This is a genomic window from Streptomyces yangpuensis (assembly GCF_024666385.1).
GTDB classification, from domain to species: domain Bacteria; phylum Actinomycetota; class Actinomycetes; order Streptomycetales; family Streptomycetaceae; genus Streptomyces; species Streptomyces yangpuensis.
The window spans coordinates 136,491-152,397 of record NZ_CP102514.1; the positions used below are offsets into that span (position 1 = coordinate 136,491).

14 protein-coding genes are annotated in these 15,907 nt (G+C 71.9%); 5 read left to right on the plus strand and 9 right to left on the minus strand.

All coding sequences use genetic code 11. The annotated features are described in order from the left end of the window. Positions 1–307: 307 nt before the first annotated feature. Positions 308–847: a hypothetical protein gene (locus NRK68_RS00630; RefSeq protein WP_257854375.1), complete on the minus strand. Its 540-nt coding sequence runs from the start codon at positions 845–847 to the stop codon at positions 308–310. A 258-nt stretch (positions 848–1,105) separates the two neighbouring features. Between NRK68_RS00630 and NRK68_RS00635 the strand changes: the two genes are divergently transcribed. Beyond that, positions 1,106–3,208: a SpoIIE family protein phosphatase gene (locus tag NRK68_RS00635; protein WP_257854376.1), complete on the plus strand. Its 2,103-nt coding sequence runs from the start codon at positions 1,106–1,108 to the stop codon at positions 3,206–3,208. Between the two features lie 288 nt (positions 3,209–3,496). On the opposite strand, the gene NRK68_RS00640 is transcribed toward NRK68_RS00635, so the two are convergent. The 4 genes from NRK68_RS00640 to NRK68_RS00660 all read right to left on the minus strand — a co-directional run bounded on the left by NRK68_RS00640 (position 3,497) and on the right by NRK68_RS00660 (position 8,906). Then, positions 3,497–4,216, minus strand: a complete 720-nt coding sequence (locus NRK68_RS00640) for a class E sortase (protein WP_257854378.1) — start codon at positions 4,214–4,216, stop codon at positions 3,497–3,499. A 367-nt stretch (positions 4,217–4,583) separates the two neighbouring features. Continuing rightward, the gene (gene abc-f / locus NRK68_RS00650) at positions 4,584–6,236 is read right to left on the minus strand and encodes a ribosomal protection-like ABC-F family protein (protein WP_257854380.1); all 1,653 of its coding nucleotides are present in this window, start codon (positions 6,234–6,236) and stop codon (positions 4,584–4,586) included. Positions 6,237–6,417: 181 nt separating this feature from the next. Continuing rightward, positions 6,418–7,935: a glycerol kinase GlpK gene (gene glpK / locus NRK68_RS00655; protein ID WP_183066200.1), complete on the minus strand. Its 1,518-nt coding sequence runs from the start codon at positions 7,933–7,935 to the stop codon at positions 6,418–6,420. 122 nt (positions 7,936–8,057) lie between these two features. Further along, on the minus strand, positions 8,058–8,906 hold the full coding sequence (locus NRK68_RS00660) for an MIP/aquaporin family protein (protein WP_257854381.1): 849 nt from the start codon (positions 8,904–8,906) through the stop codon (positions 8,058–8,060). Positions 8,907–9,382: 476 nt separating this feature from the next. Between NRK68_RS00660 and NRK68_RS00665 the strand changes: the two genes are divergently transcribed. After that, positions 9,383–9,838 carry a hypothetical protein gene (locus NRK68_RS00665; RefSeq protein ID WP_257854383.1) on the plus strand — a complete coding sequence of 152 codons (456 nt, stop codon included), beginning with the start codon at positions 9,383–9,385 and terminating at the stop codon, positions 9,836–9,838. Between the two features lie 150 nt (positions 9,839–9,988). On the opposite strand, the gene NRK68_RS00670 is transcribed toward NRK68_RS00665, so the two are convergent. The 4 genes from NRK68_RS00670 to NRK68_RS00685 all read right to left on the minus strand — a co-directional run bounded on the left by NRK68_RS00670 (position 9,989) and on the right by NRK68_RS00685 (position 12,777). Then, the gene (locus NRK68_RS00670; protein WP_257854384.1) at positions 9,989–10,342 is read right to left on the minus strand and encodes a DUF3618 domain-containing protein; all 354 of its coding nucleotides are present in this window, start codon (positions 10,340–10,342) and stop codon (positions 9,989–9,991) included. Then, entirely contained in the window at positions 10,339–10,752 is a 414-nt protein-coding gene (locus NRK68_RS00675) for a phage holin family protein (protein ID WP_257854386.1), read from the minus strand. Before NRK68_RS00675 ends, NRK68_RS00670 begins: the two co-directional genes overlap by 4 nt. 94 nt (positions 10,753–10,846) lie before the next feature. Beyond that, entirely contained in the window at positions 10,847–11,917 is a 1,071-nt protein-coding gene (locus tag NRK68_RS00680) for a YihY/virulence factor BrkB family protein (RefSeq protein ID WP_257854388.1), read from the minus strand. Positions 11,918–12,348: 431 nt separating this feature from the next. After that, on the minus strand, positions 12,349–12,777 hold the full coding sequence (locus NRK68_RS00685; protein ID WP_257854390.1) for a CBS domain-containing protein: 429 nt from the start codon (positions 12,775–12,777) through the stop codon (positions 12,349–12,351). A gap of 227 nt (positions 12,778–13,004) precedes the next feature. Here NRK68_RS00685 and NRK68_RS00690 point away from each other — a divergent pair, with 227 nt between their 5' ends. From NRK68_RS00690 to NRK68_RS00700, 3 genes are all read left to right on the plus strand, one after another. Next, a complete protein-coding gene (locus tag NRK68_RS00690; protein WP_257854393.1) occupies positions 13,005–14,258 on the plus strand; it encodes a cytochrome P450 in 1,254 nt (417 codons plus the stop codon). 354 nt (positions 14,259–14,612) lie between these two features. Beyond that, the gene (locus NRK68_RS00695) at positions 14,613–14,996 is read left to right on the plus strand and encodes a VOC family protein (RefSeq protein WP_183066288.1); all 384 of its coding nucleotides are present in this window, start codon (positions 14,613–14,615) and stop codon (positions 14,994–14,996) included. Between the two features lie 231 nt (positions 14,997–15,227). Then, on the plus strand, positions 15,228–15,818 hold the full coding sequence (locus NRK68_RS00700; RefSeq protein WP_183066192.1) for a ribosome-inactivating family protein: 591 nt from the start codon (positions 15,228–15,230) through the stop codon (positions 15,816–15,818). Positions 15,819–15,907 lie beyond the last annotated feature (89 nt).

Below are 15,907 nucleotides of genomic sequence, written 5' to 3' on the forward strand. Positions count from 1 at the left end.
CCGCCGCCGGACGCCCGTCCGTGCCCGTCGGGTACCGCCCGTAGGTCTGTCCCTGTACACGCCAGGCGGGGCACGGAGAGTAGCAGTCAATCACCTGAGCGTCACATCAAGGGGTGATCTCCGGCCATCCTGGGCCGTCCGCGTCGCCCGATGACGAGGGGCGGGTCAATAGGCCGGCCGCCGGCCCGGAGCCCTGCGCCTCTCCCCCGCGGACACCCGAGGGGTCGGCGAGTGGGCCGACGGGTGGGGCCGCCTCCCAAGGCGGAGCCGGGAGGCGGCCGGGTGTGGCGGGTGACTCAGCGGTGGCTCAGCGGAACAGCATGGACGCGTCCCCGGCCGGGGTGGTCACCGAGCCCGGGCACAGGAAGCTGCCCGAGGTCTTGGTCGCCGTGAAGGCCCGGTTGACGTACTTACGGGTCGTACCGTCGCGGTCCCACGCGATGTTCGTCGCCTTGTAGCGACAGGAGATGAAGCTCTGCCTGCCGGTGATGTCGATCAGGTCGGTCCGGGCCGTGCCGGCCGCGTCGTCGAAGGTGAAGGCGGGGTTGTTGTTGAGGGTGGCGGCAATGCCGCCGCCACAGGCGAGGTTGCCGCCCGGCGCGTTGACCGTGGCACGGTCGACGGTGAGGGCGTTCGGGGCGGCGGCGCTGGTGCTCGCGTTCGTCCAGCTGCAGCTGTTGCCGGCGACGACCATCACGCCGTCGACCTTCTGGTCGGCGGCCGGGGCGGCGGAGCCGTGGGCCAGGGCGGTTCCGGTACCGGCCAGACCTGCCGCGAGGACGAGTGTCGCGATCCCCGCGACGCGGGCGAGTCGTGTGGTGCGGGAGATGTTCGGGGTGTGCCTCATGGGTCGCTCCTCCATGCCACGTGCTGGTGGGGGTGGGCGAGGCGCTGTGCCTCTCAGGGGGTGCGGAGTGCGTGCCGGGAGCGTCCCACAGCCACCTCGAAGTGTCAGGAGCCTGTCAGGTGCATGGCGACAATTGGCTGGAATTACCGGTCGGTACGGCATGGCGCACCGCTGAATGCGCACCGCGAGGCGCCATGAGGTCCGCCGCCCGGATGACGGGCACAATGAGGAGAGACCTCGATCGAAGGGGGGCCTCTGATGCCATCGGACCGGCCAGGGGGTGCGGACGCCGACGCCCCCGGTCCGATCCGGTCCGAGCCGGGGGCCCTGCTGGAGCACGTGCCCGTGGCCGTCTTCGGCCTCGACCACGAGGAGCGGGTCCGCTACTGGGGCCCGGGCGCCCGGCACCTGTTCGGCTACGCACCCGAAGAGGTGCTGTCCCGGCCGGCCTCGATCCTCTTCCCCGACCCGGATCCGGGAACCCCCGGCGGGGCGTCTCAGCTGGTGGAGCGCGGCCTGAGCCTCGGGTACTGGCGGGTCCGGATGCCCGCCCGGCACCGCGACGCCGGGGTCTTCGACTGCGGGTTCCGGGTGTTCCCGGTGACCGGGCCGGCGGGCGACTCCGTCGTCATGGGCCTGGCCAGCCGCGGCGACGAACTCGACCGGGTCAAGACGAACCTCGTCTTCCTCGACGCCCTCTTCGAGACCTGCCCGATCGGCCTCGTCATGCTCGACGAGGAGCTGCGCTACGTGCACCTCAACCAGGTGCTGGCCGACATGGACGGGATCCCCGTACGGGAACACCTCGGGCGGCGCATGACCGACATCATGATCACGTCCGACGGGGGCGAGTACGAACGCATGCTCCGGGCCGTGGCCGAGAAGGGACACCCCCTCGTCGGCGCACTGGTGGGGCTGCGCACCCCCGGCCGGCCCGACCGCGACCAGGTCCGCTCGGTGAGCTTCTTCCCGCTGAGCGGGGCCGGGGACACCCTGCCCGGCGTCGGCGGGCTGCTCGTCGACGTGACCGACCGGGAACAGGCCCTGCTCGAAGCGACGGCCGCCCGGCAGCGACTGGACCTGCTGGACCGCGCATCGGCCCAGGTCGGCACCACCCTGGACCTGGAGGTCACCGCCCGCGAACTCATCGACGCCGTCATGCCCGACTTCTGCGACGGCGCCGTGGTCGAAATCATCGAGTGGATGCACGAGGACGAACGGTTCGACCCCGCACTGCCGCTCACCACGCGCCGGATCGCCTCCGGCACCGTCCTCCCGCCGCCCGTACCGGAGCTGGTCGGCGGCCGGGAACGGGTCACCTACCCACCCGGCTCCGGCATCCACGACATGCTGAGCAGCGGCCGCCCGCTCTCCGTCGTCGTCGACGAGGCCTTCGCGACCCGCACCGCCGACCACCGGGACCGGGCCCGCCTGCTGCTGGACAGCGATCTGGGCGGGATCGTCCTCGCGCCGCTCATCGCACGGGGTACCGTCCAGGGCATCGCCATGTTCGGCCGCTCCACCGCCCGTCCCGCCTTCACCGAACAGGACGTCACCCTCGCCGGTGAGCTGGCCTCACGGGCGGCCCTGTGCCTGGACAACGCGCGCCTGTACGGCCGGGTCCAGGACATCGCGCTGACCCTCCAGCGCGCCCTGCTGCCCAGTGCCGTGGTCTCCGGCGCCCATGTGGACGTCGCCCACCGCTATCTCCCCGGCAGCCGGATCACCGAGGTCGGGGGCGACTGGTACGACGTGATCAACCTGCCCGACGACCGGGTCGCGCTCGTCGTCGGGGACGTCATGGGGCACGGCGTCCCGGCCGCCGCGTCGATGGGCCGGCTGCGCATCACGGCCAAGGCCCTGGCCCCCCACGCCCCCACCCCCGAGGCGCTGCTCACCGAACTCGACTCCTGCGCGCAGGAGTCCGGCATCCAGCTGGCCACGTGCCTCTTCCTCGTGTACGACCCGCACACCGGCCGCACCCGTATCGGGAACGCCGGCCATCCGCCGCCCCTGGTACGCCACCCGGACGGGACGGTCGAGACGGTGGGCGAGGGCCTGGGGGTCCCCCTAGGGGTGGGCGGCGTCCCCTTCCGGTCGTCGGCGCTCGACCTGCCCGAGGGCGCGGTGCTCGCCCTGTACACCGACGGCCTGATCGAGGCGCGGGGCCAGGACATCGGAGCCGGTCTGGAGGCGCTGCGGGAGCAGCTGCGTACGGTGACGGGGCCGCTGGAGGAGGCCGCGGACCGGATCATCGCGAACCTGCTTCCCGCGGAGGCGACCGACGACACGGTCCTGGTACTGGCCCGGATCCACCGCGCGAGGGGCCGGGCCGGCCGTGCGCGTTTGCCTGAGGAGTGACGTCCCCGGTGGCCGGTGGCAGTACGCGCCGACGGACCAGAAGACCCCGACCTCCTCGTCGGACACGGCGATGAGACCCAGTTCTTCGCACAGGTCGAGGCCGTTGATGTACTCACCCGTGATGAAGCGGTGCACCCCCGTCACCGCGAGGCCGGCCCGGACGGCTGCGGCGCCCGCCGCAGCTCCATGAGGGTGCCGCCGACGCCGACAGGTGTTCGAGGTGGGCGTCGAGGAGGTCGAGGGCGATGTGGTCGTCGTCTGCCGTGCTCATGCGCCACCCAGGTGGTGCTACGGAGACGTCGTCGTCTTGCGCAGGACGCCGATCTTGTCGATGCGGTGCTCGGGATTGCCCTGGGCGTCGCTCCAGAAGTTGCCCTCGGCGTGGTCCTCCGGTGTGGCACAGGTCGAGATCGTGATCATGGCCTGGGTGGGGGTCGCTCCGGGTGCGCCGGGCACCGCCGCGCGCTGTTCGTCCAGCGAGCGTTGCTGCCGGAAGGACGTCTTGCGGGTCGCGGTGATCTCGTAGGTGTACTGCACCCCGCCCGCGGTCACCAGGACCGCGTCTCCGTGGTCGACCGCGGGCAGGTCCCGCAGCGGGCCGCCGGCCGACAGGCGGTGTGCTGTGACCAGGAAGTTCCCCACCTGCCCGGGTCCCACCCCGCCCCGCTTCCCGTACGGGCTGGCCGCGACCCCGCGGTCCTGGATTCGGGTGCCGGGTACGTCGTCGGTGGTGCCCTCGTACGGCACGACGCGCAGCCCGGATATACCCGCTGAAGGTATGGACAACGTCGACTCCCGAGTACGGGCGTCGCCGGGATCCGCAGTGGGTGAGTACGCGGCGGTCGCCTGCGCCGGGGCCGGGGCGGAGGGGGTCGTGGCGGCGGTGGCGGGGGGCGCCGGTGCCGCTGCGGAACCGGCGGCGGCCGAGGGCCCGCAGGCGGCCAGCAGGGCGGTCACGGCGCCGGCCAGTACGACGGGTACGGCTCGGAACGGGAACGACAGGGACATGGGCGCATCCGTGGGGGGTCGGTCGCCCGGGTCGAGCGGCAGGTGGGTGACCCGGTTCACGGCCAGGGTGACATACGGAGCAAGCAGTCCATAAGGGTCCAACCCTGTGACCTCCCTCCCCCGCCCGGGGCCGGGAGGGCCTGCGGAGCCAAGGCGGGGCCGCGGCCTGGACCTGGGAGGCCCGAGACCGGGGGCGGGCGCCGAGGCGGGGCCGAAGCGGCGGCATCCCCGACCCGAGGCCCGGGGCCGGGGGGACAGCCGCGAGCGGGGCCAGGGTCAGGACCGGGGATGGGGGCCGGACGGGCGTCGCCGGAGCCAGGCCAGCCTGGGGCCGCTGCCGGGGTGGTTCCTGGGCCCGGGGGCTGGGTCAGAGGTTGTGGCCGGCTCGGAGGTTCAGGCGGTTTCCCGGGAAGCGGTGGCGGAAGCCGCGGTCGTGCGAGACCGCTACCACGGCTCCGCGGTAGGCGGCGAGGGCGGCTTCCAGGTCCTCGATCAGGTCGAGGGCGATGTGGTTCGTCGGCTCGTCGAGGACGAGGAGGTCCGCGGGCCGGGTCACCAGGTTCGCGATCTGCAGCCGCCGCTGCTGCCCCGCGGACAGCGCCGCGACGGGGAGGTGCAGGTCCTCCTCGCGGAACAGGCCCAGCGCCAGCAGCCGCTCCGCGTACTCCTCCGGCGGGCCCGGCCGGCCGACCGCGAAGGCCGTGAGCAGCGGGAGCCGGCTGGACCGGGCCGGCAGTTCCTGCGCGAGGTACCCGATCCGGGCGGAGTGGGAGCGGCGTACGGTCCCCGCGTCGGGCTCCAGATCACCCGCCAGAACGCGCAGCAGGGTCGTCTTGCCGGCTCCGTTCCCGCCGGTGACCAGCAGCCGCTCTCCCGGCCCGATGGTCAGGAGGCCGTCGAGTCGGAGCCGCTCCCCGACGGCCACGCCGTCGAGCTCGGCGAGCGGGGCACCGCCCTGGTGCTCGCGGCCGGCCGTCGGCAGCGCCGCCGTGAACCTCAGGAGTTCGGGCGGCGGCGCCACCGGGTTGCGCCGCAGGTGGTCCAGCCTCTCCCGGACGGCCCGGACCTGTCCGCCGAGCTTGGCCTCGTGCGACCGGCGATGTTTGCCGAAGCCCTGCCGGGGGTCCTTTCCGGTGCCGGCCAGGCGTTTCGTGGCCGCGCCGAGCAGTTCCTCGGTACGGCCGAGTTCGTCGAGCCAGTCCGCGTGGTCCTGCGCCGCGCGCCGTCGGGCAGCCGCCTTCGCGGCGCGGTAGCCGCGCCAGCCGTCCCCGTGGCGGTGCACGGTACGCGCGTCGCGGTCGACCTCCAGGACGGTGGTGGCGATCCGCTCCAGGAAGCCGCGGTCGTGGGTGACGGCGACGACGGTGCCCCGGTGCGCGCGCAGGTGCTCTTCGAGCCAGTGCACGGCGGCCGCGTCGAGGTGGTTCGTCGGCTCGTCCAGGAGCAACAGCTCGGGGGCGGCGGCCAGTACGCACGCGAGCGCGAGGCGCCTCTGCTCGCCGCCGGACAGCGAACCGAGCCTACGGTCGCGGGTGGTCCCGGCGAGCCCGAGGCCGTGCAGGGCGGCGTCGACGCGGGCGTCGGCCTCGTAGCCGCCGCGGTCCTCGTACGCGGTCAGCAGCTCGCCGTACGCGTCGAGTTCGGCCGGGGAAGCGCCGGCCAGGTCCTTCTCGGCCGCGCGCAGCCTGCGTTCCATGTCGCGCAGGTCCGCGAGGGCGAGGTCGACGGCGTCCCGCACGGTGTGGTCGGGGTCGAGGTCGAGGGTCTGGGTGAGGTGGCCGGTGCCGCCCGGGAAGATGACGGTGATCTCGCCGGTGTCGGGCGGCTCGGCCGCGGCGAGGAGCCGCAGCAGGGTGGACTTGCCGGAGCCGTTCTCGCCGATGACGGCGGCCTTCTCGCCGGGACGGACGGTGAAGGAGACCTGGTCGAGGACGGTACGGGTGCCGTAGGACTTCGTGACGTCCTTGACGGACAGCTGTGCCACGGCGGCGGGCACGGCGGTGTGGGCGCGTTCGCGCATGGGGCTTTCCCTGATGACGTGAAGGGTCTGTGGGCTGCGGAGGCGGTGTGGCCACCGTGCCCGGGCTCAGGGAAAGCAGTGGAAATCCATGCGTCGACCATAACAAGACGATCCGTCTCGCCTCAACCGATTTATGGCGCGCCCACGCGGCCGCGCGGCGGCGCCGCTCCGGGCCGGCCCTCTATTCGACCTTCTCCCAGTCGAGCGTGCGCTCCACCGCCCGCTTCCAGCCGGCGTACCCCTCGGCACGCCGCTCCTCGGACCACTGGGGCTCCCAGCGCTTGGACTCCTGCCAGTGCGTGCGCAGTTCGTCCGTGTCCTGCCAGAAGCCGGTGGCGAGGCCGGCCGCGTAGGCCGCGCCGAGCGCGGTGGTCTCGGCGACGACGGGGCGGCTGACCGGTACGCCGAGGACGTCGGACTGCGTCTGCATGCACAGGTCGTTGGCGGTGACTCCGCCGTCGACCTTGAGCACGTCGAGGTGCACGCCCGAGTCCTGCTCCATGGCTTCCACGACGTCGCGGCTCTGGTAGCAGATCGCCTCCAGCGTGGCCCGCGCCAGGTGGCCGTTGTCGTGGTAGCGGGCGAGTCCGACGATCGCACCGCGGGCGTCGGAGCGCCAGTACGGGGCGAACAGGCCGGAGAAGGCGGGGACGAAGTAGATGCCTCCGCTGTCCTCGACGGTCCGGGCCAGGCGCTCGCTCTCACCGGCATCGGTGATGATCTTCAGCTGGTCGCGCAGCCACTGCACGGCGGAGCCGGTGACCGCGATGGAGCCTTCGAGGGCGTAGACCGCGGGGCTGTCGCCGAACTGGTAGGCCACGGTGGTCAGGAGACCGTGCTGCGAGCGGACGAGTTCCGTACCGGTGTTGAGGACCAGGAAGTTGCCGGTCCCGTACGTGTTCTTCGCCTCGCCGGGTGCGAAGCAGACCTGGCCGACGGTGGCCGCCTGCTGGTCGCCGAGGACGCCCGTGATGGGGATGGCCTCCCGCAACGGCCGGGAGGTGCGGGTCCGCCCGTACGCCTCCGGGTGGGAGGACGGGTTGATGGTGGGCAGCATGGCCCGGGGGATGTTGAAGAAGCCGAGCAGTTCGTCGTCCCAGTCGAGGGTTTCCAGGTCCATGAGCATGGTGCGGCTGGCATTGGTGACGTCGGTGGCGTGGATGCCGCCGTCGGGGCCTCCGGTGAGGTTCCACAGCACCCAGCAGTCGGTGTTGCCGAAGAGGGCGTGGCCCTGCTCGGCGGCCTCCCGCACCCCGTCGACGTTCTCCAGGATCCACTGGATCTTGCCGCCGGAGAAGTAGGTGGCCGGGGGCAGCCCCGCCTTGCGGCGGATGACGTCGCCCTGGCCACCGCGTTCCAGTGCCGCGGCGATGGAGTCCGTACGGGTGTCCTGCCAGACGATCGCGTTGTAGTAGGGGCGCCCGGTACGGGGGTCCCAGACGACGGTCGTCTCGCGCTGGTTGGTGATCCCGACGGCCGCGAGGTCGGAGGCGTCGAGGTTGCCGTGCCGGAGGGCGTTCTGGATCACCGAGTTGGTGCGTTCCCAGATCTCCACGGGGTCGTGTTCGACCCATCCCGAGCGCGGGAGGATCTGGGAGTGCTCCAGTTGGTGCCTCGCCACCTCGTTTCCGGCATGGTCGAAGATCATGAAACGGGTGCTCGTGGTCCCCTGGTCCACTGCGCCGACGAAGTCAGGCATGGGGTGCCGCCTCTCTGCGGGTGCCGTGCGGGGGGCTGCCGCCCGGGACGGAGTGGGCGTGCCGCGAACGTCCGTCCCGGGCGGCGTCGGCTCTGCGCCGTACGTACTGCGTGGCTGTGAGGTCAGCTCTCGTCCGGTGTCGGCATCCGTCCTGGAGGCTCCGGTTCGGCGGTCGGCAGGAACCGGCCGACGAAGAACTTGTACAGAGCCGCTCCGAGCACGCCGCCGATGAAGGGGCCGATGATCGGGACCCAGAAGTAGAAATTCCCGTACTGATCTCGCCAGGCCCCGCCGTAGCCGGTGAAGAAGCTCGCCAGGCGGGGGCCGAAGTCACGGGCCGGGTTGATCGCGTAACCCGCGTTGGTGCCCCACGCCATACCGATCGCCACGACGATCAGGCCGACGATGAACGGGGCGAGGTTGGCGCCGGGGGGTGTGCCCAGCAGGTCCGTGACGGCGAGGATCAGGAAGAGCAGGATCGCGGTGCCGATGATCTGGTCGCGCAGTGCGCCCCACTCGGTCACCGGCAGGTTGGTGTTCCCGTTGGCCGGGAGCGTGGAGAAGACGCCCTGGGTCTTGATGGTGTGCCCGGGGTCGGCCTTGGCCAGTGCCTCGCTGTAGTTCCAGCGGACGATCAGGGCGGCCACGAAGGCGCCGGCCACCTGGGCCAGCGCGTAGGGGGCGACCTTGCTCCACGGGAAACCCTTGAACGCGGCCAGGGCGACGGTCACCGCTGGATTGAGGTGAGCACCGCTCAGCCTCGCGGCGACATAAACGCCCAGGGTTACGCCGAGACCCCAGGCCCAGGCGATGCTGTCGTGGTTCCCGAGACCGCCCGGGGGATCCGTGAGGGCCCCACCGGCAACCACTTGGGCGACCACGCCGCAACCGAAGAGGATAAGGATCATGGTGCCGGCGAATTCAGCGAAGAGTTCGCCCACCAGACCCGATCTATGGAGGCGCTCCGTCATGGGTGCACCGCTTCCCGCCAGGCCGACGGCCGGCTTCGACTGCCCCGAGTCCTCTGCTTGTTCGACCGCAGCACGAAATGCCCCCCGCGCGCGAAAGGCCGATCCGGCCTTACTCAGCGCACAGCCCGTGAGCGGGTACCTCCATACTGCTCCACTCTCCCCTTATCCGCCCCTTATGCGCCTCCGGCTCCTCGGCACGGGGCTGTCGGGGAGGTGACAGGGCCCGGCCGGGGTGACTACTGGCTCCGGCCGGGCCCTGCGTGCGTGGGGTGTTTCTGGAGAGCGCGGATGCTCGAACACTTCGGTTCGAACTCCGTTCCCCCAGACTGACACATTCGATCACTCTTCGCACTATTTCGACTACAGAGCGCAGCTTCCGCAATGGGTGGTGGTCTACGGGGTCAGAGCCGGCGAGCCGGGTAGGTGCCAGCCGTGTCCGGCGGATCGTCCGGGCGCGCGCAGGCAAGGAGCGATCCATGATTTTCGTTCTCGGACTCGTCATTCTGATCGCAGCGATCGTCGTCGGACTCGCCGGCATCTTCGGCAATACCGGCGCCGGGCACGAACTCGGCGCCGGCGGCGATTTCTCGATCCTCGGCTACCACGCCACCGGTTCGACCGGATCCCTCTTCCTGAGCGGGTTCATCGTGGGCGCCGTGGCCCTCCTCGGACTGGCCCTGGTCGTGATCGGCGCCCGTCGCTCCGCCCGGCGCGCCGCGCAGGCCCGTCGGGATCGCGGCGCGGCGCGCCGTGAGGCTGCCGCCCCCGACCGCGGGGCCGCCGCCTCCGACCGCGGCGCCGAAGGCGACGGCCCCCGTGCGGAAACCGGACCCGGGGCCGGGGCCGGCGCCGAGACCTCGCGGGATGCGGCGCGGGACGCGCCGCACGGCCGGAGGAGCCACTGGTTCGGGCATCGGGCAGCGCCCCGCTGACACCCGGGACGACGGGGCTCCGGGCCGCAGGGCCTCGTACAGTCAGGCCGTCGGGCCCCGGCCGCCGGCGTCGCGGTGGGCTGCGAGACCTCGGTGGGAATCATGGCCCGCGCCGACCCCCGTTCACCCGGCCTATGGCCCCGGATGCGGTCACCGGTGCCGACAGCCGCGGCGCACCAGCAGGAAGACCACCAGTGCGGCGCAACCGGCCACGAGCAACGGCTTGCGGTGGCTGCGTGCCGCCGTGACGACCTGGTCCGCCCGGTCGAGCACCGGCTCGGGCGTCGCGTGCTTCACGAGCTCCGCCGTGTGCGCGGCCGTCTCGTGGATCCGGTCGGCGACCTGCGCGGTCTTCCTCCCGGCCTGGGCCTTGAGGTCGGCCTTGCCCGCCAGGGCCTCTATGGTCCGCCCCAGCTCGTCCCGCGAGCGCTCGACCTGTTCGCGCAGCTCGTCGGAGGTGGGGGTGCCGTTGTCGGTTCGGGGTGTGTCGGGTTCGCCGCTCATCGGTGCGCCTTCTCCCGCATCGCGGCCAGGTCGGCCTTGACGCTGTCGATGGCCTGCGCCGGCACGGGGGCGCCGACCTTGGCCACTTGCTTCTTGCCCGCCAGGGCCAGGACCGCGGCACCGATCGCCAGTACCGCCATGACGATCAGGGCCGAGGCCCAGACCGGCAGCACCAGCGCGAGGGCTGCGATACCGGCCACCGTCAGGGCCTGAGCCGCCAGGAATCCGAGCAGACCCGCACCACCGAAGAGGCCGCCGCCCCGCCCGAAGCGCTTCCCTTTCTGCGTCATCTCCGCCCGCGCCAGTTGCATCTCCTCGCGGACCAGCTCCGATATCTGCCGGGACGCGCGCGAGACGAGCACGCTCACAGATTCATCGGCCATGTGGGTCTGCCGCTCTATCGTGCTCATGTGGAGTCTCCCCTTCCGTTGCACACGTTTCTGTCGACGCGCGCCTACCCGGTAAACGCCCCAGCACCCGGCCACCGGGCCGGCGGGTGTGCGGTCAGTGGGTCATGCGGCGGGGGTCCTCCGCGTTCCACGCACGGGTGTCGCGGGGCCGTACGTACGGCTCCTCGCCCCGGGGCATCCCGCCGGCGATCGCGCGCTGCCGCGCCAGTTCCGCGTCGAACTCCAGCCCGAGGAGGACGGCGAGGTTGGTGATCCACAGCCAGACCAGGAAGACGACAACACCGGCGACGCTGCCGTATGTCTTGTTGTAGGAGGCGAAGTTGGCGACGTAGAAGGCGAAACCGGCCGAGGTGATCATCCAGATCAGCAGGGCCAGCAGGCTGCCGGGTGTCACCCACTTGAAGCCCCGGCCCTTGGCGTTCGGCGCCGCCCAGTACAGGAGCGCGATCATGATGGTGACGAGGAGGACGAGGGCCGGCCACTTCGCGATCGACCACACCGCCAGTCCTGTGTCCCCGATGCCCAGGGCGGTTCCCGCCCGGCGGGCCAGGCCGCCGGTGAAGACCACGATCAGCGCGCCGGCGCAGGCGAGGGCCATCAGCGTGACCGTCAGCGCCAGGCGCAGCGGCAGCACCTTCCACACGGGGCGGCCCTCGGGCACGTCGTAGACGGCGTTCGCGGACCGGATGAACGCGGCCACGTAGCCGGAGGCGGACCACAGCGCCACGACGAGTCCGACGACGGCCATCAGCGACCCGACGCCGCTGCGGCCCTGCAGTTGCTCGACCGCGTCCCCGATCACGTCCCGGGCGGAGCCGGGGGCCAGCTGCTGCAGGGTGTCCAGCACCCAACCGGCCGTCGACGCGCCTGCCAGACCCAGCAGCGATACGAGGACCAGGAGCGCCGGGAAGATCGCCAGCACCCCGTAGTAGGTCAGCGCCGCGGCCCGGTCGGCCAGTTCGTCGTCGCCGAACTCCTTGGCTGTGCCGCGCAGTACGGCCTTCCAGGAGCGTGCGGGCAACTCGGTGGGCCCGGCCGGGGCGCGTTCCTCGACCAGCGCGCCCGGGCCCGGGGCGGCGTCCGGCCCGGCGACCGAATCGGCGTCCTGCTCGTCTTCGACACGGGCACGGTCACCGCCGCGGCCCTGATTCGATGGAGGTCTCATGTCCCTCGGCTGTCCGCGATGGCGCCGGTCATGTCAGCCGGGCCGGCACATCCGGATCCGCCGAGGGCCGCGTGCGCCGTCAGGCCTGCGCGGTGGGCCGTACGACGATCTCGCCGCGGCCGGCGCCGAGCAGAGGCCGCGGGCGGACCGCCTGCTCGACCTCACTCTGCACGGCCTCACGGTCCGCCGCTGACGCCGTAGAGATCGGGAGCGGGACGGGAGCGGGAGCGGGAGCGGCGGGTACGGTGCCCGGCCGCGTGATGGCGGGGGGAGAGCCACCACGCGGCCCGGGTCCGTTCGGCAGTCCGCGCCGCTCACCGCTGCGGACTGCCGTGAACACGCTTATGGCCGCTCTCCACGGACTCAAACCTGACGGTGTCCGCACGTACGCACGTACGCATTTACGCACGTGTGTGCGTGCGTACATGCGTCTACCGCTCGCGTACCTCCTCCGCCGCCGCGATGGAGGCGAGGGGCGAGCCCGGGTCCCGTTCGACCTCCAGGTCGCCGAGGGTGACGATGCCGACGATCTCGCCGCTCCCGGTCCGTACGGGCAGGCGCCGCAGCGCGTGCCGGCGCATGAGGTCGACAGCTTCGTCGACGTGGTCGTCCGGCCCGACCGTGAGGGGTTCGGCGCTGCAGACCGCCAGGACGGTCGTCTCGGCCGGGTCGCGACCCTCCGCCAACGCCCGGACGACGAGGTCCCGGTCCGTGAGGATGCCGCAGAGCCGTCCCTCGTCGACGACCAGTACGTCCCCGATGCCCGCGTCACGCATCACCCGCGCCGCTTCCGCCAGCGAGGTCCGGCGCTCCACGGTCACCGGGTTACGCGTCATCACCTCGTGCACTCGTCGGGTCATCGGTCCTCCCGATGGGTCGATCGGTCGCCTTGGCCGGAACACTTCGGAACAGCTCGGACCAGCCCGGAACGGGGCGGACGGTGCCCTGTCGGGCGGTGCCGTCCGCGCGGCGTCTACCCCTCCAGCGGCGGCGTAGGCCCTGAGCCGGTCCGTCCCAGTATCCGGGTATCCGGGTGACGGCGCCGGGCGCGTTGTGTGCGGGCCGCAGAGCCGGGTAGCCGCTGCCCATGCCGACTCTCAAGAACCCCCCTTCCGTGTGGACCGACGGCACCCTTTCGCTGCTGACGCAGGGCTACGCCTGGCTCCCCGACCAAATGCGCACTTCGGCGGACGGCACGGTCCGTACGCGTCTCCTCGGCCGGCGAACGGTCGCGCTGCGCGGCCCGGAAGCCGTCGCCTTCTTCTACGACGAGCAGCACGTCCAGCGGCGCGCGGCCCTCCCGGACCCGGTGCTCGACACCCTGTTCGGGCAGGGGGCGGTGCACACCCTCGACGGCCTCGCCCACCGGGTCCGCAAGGGGATGTTCATGGCCCTGCTGGAGGACGGGAAGGGCGTCGAGGCCCTGCGGGAGCACGTACTGCTGCGCTGGCGGGAGGCCGTGGACCGGTGGCGGGACCACCCGCAGGAGACCGTGGTCCTCTTCGACGAGGCGGCCAGGGTGCTCGCCCTGGCCGTCTGCGACTGGACCGGTGTACCGCTCGTGGACGCGGACGACGGCGGGGAGCTGGCGCGGGACTGCGTGGCCATGGTCGACGGGTTCGCGACGGCCGGGCCGCGCCACCTGCGGGCCCGGCATGCCCGCAAGCGCCGGGAGCAGGCCTTCGCGCGACTGATCGTCCGGGTCCGGGAGCAGCAGGAGGCGGCTCCCGACGGCAGCGCGCTCGACGTGGTCGCCCGGCACCGCGACGCCGACGGCTCCGTCCTGGACCCGCACCTGGCGGCGGTGGAGTTGCTGAACATCATCCGGCCGACCGTGGCGATCGCGTGGTACGTCACGTTCGCCGCGCACGCCCTGCACCGGTGGCCCGAGCATCGCGGTCCGCTGCGCGGTGACGTGTCGGGGCACCTGGCCACCGGTTTCGCCCACGAGGTGCGCCGCTTCTACCCCTTCGCGCCGTTCGTCGGCGGGCTCGCCGCCCGCGATCTGGAGTGGCACGGCGAAACCGTCCCGGCGGGGACCCTGCTCCTGCTGGACCTGTACGGGCAGCATCACGACGCGCAGTGGTGGGACCACCCGTACCGGTTCGATCCGCACCGCTACGGAAGCGACGAGAGCCTGCGCCATCTCGTCCCCCAGGGCGGCGGCGACGCGGCCGTGGGGCATCGGTGCCCGGGTGAGGACATCACCGTCACGCTGCTGGCGGCCCTGGTCACGGAGCTGGCCGGACTCGACGTCACCGTTCCCGACCAGGACCTGACCATTCCGCTGTCCCGGATGCCCACGCTTCCGCGCAGCGGCTTCCGGTTCCGCCTCGCGTAGGCGCGTCGCGGCGTGGGGGGGCGGGACGGGACGGGGGCGGGTGGGGGACGCGGATGGACCGGGATGGACGGAGTGGGCCCCGACCGGCCGGGGGGATGGCCGATCGGGGCGGCCCCAGCCGGCCGGGGGGAGGCGGGCCGGGGCGTTCGGGAGTGGGCGCGAAAAGGGCGTCGCCTCGCGGCGGAGGGCACTGCGGGGCATCGGCCGAACGGTCTTCCCCGCGGGCCATCGGATCGGGTCCGGGGACATCGCCCCTTCCCGCACCCACGCAGAGAGGAACGCTCGACGACGGTGTGGTGTTCCCGTCGCGGCCGGGCTTGGTTCTCGGCCGGGGGATCAGCCATGATCACGCGCATGGTTTCGACAGTGCAGAACGTGGCGATCGATTGTGCGGACGCCTATGAGTTGGCGCGGTTCTGGAGCGGTGTGACGGGCCGCCCTGTGCATCCGGACGTCCGGCCGGGGGATCGGGAGACCCTGGTGCCGATGGCGGAGGGCCCGGTGCTGTACTTCAACCAGGTGCCCGAGGCCAAGACGGTCAAGAACCGGATCCACCTGTGCCTGCGACCCGAGACCTCGCGCGATCAGGAGGTGGAGCGGCTGCTGGCACTCGGCGCCTCCTTCATCGCCGATCACCGGAACCCCGACGGTTCGGGCTGGGCGGTTCTTGCCGACCCGGAGGGCAATGAGTTCTGCGTTCTGCGCAGCGATTCCGACCGGGCGGCCACGGATTCGTAGCCGGCCGCTTACGTCCGGCTTTCACGATCAGCGGCCGATTTCTTAGCATCACAGGCCAACAATTCTCCTGGCCGCAACCCGGACGACTACAAAGGAGCCATCGGACCGAACCCGGCCGCGACGGAGTGATAACCCGTGGCGGCCGGAATGAGGCGAAGGTGGTGGTGTGCATGCGCGAGTGCAGCAGGATCCGGGCGATCACGGTCAGATTACTCACGACAAGCCCGAGCCATGGGCCTCTCCCCTGATGGGCCGGCCATGTTGATGCCTATCCTCTTCTCACCGGCGCAGGCCACGGCCGACGATTACCGGTCCCTGACGTCGACCATCCGGGCGAAGGCGGAAGACGGGCAGGGATTCTTCGGCGGAGCCGGACGCAAGGAGGGCGAAATGCCCTACCTGCCCCTTCACATCCGGCTACGGGGCCTGTTCGTCGAGCTCTTCATCGAGCTCCGCCCGCGCAATACCAGCCTCCGTATCGCCGGGTTCCGGAATATCTTCGAGAACGGCGAGGCCCCGCCGGAAGCGTACGTGCACCACGTGCGGGACTCGGCCGCGCCACAGGAACTCGACAGAACGGAAGCGCTGCCGTTCGGCGGGGCCCGCGCCGACCTGGAGACAGCGGCAGCCGTCCGCCGTGCCGGGATCATGCTGGGACGCCGCCCCTTGAGCCTCGCGGTCATCCGGCTGCACCAGAACCGCGATCCGCGGAGCACCGCCTACGGAATGCTGGTGCTCTCGGAAATGCTCTGCGAGGCCGCCCGGTATCCCGCCCTGGCCGATGCGATGTCACGCCTCTGGATAACGGGCGGACGACTGTAGTCAGCCGGCCGGGAACCACCGAATTCCCGCCCCCTCCTGCCGCCCCATCGGCATGGGGGCACGGATGACGGAAGGAGGAAACAAACCCC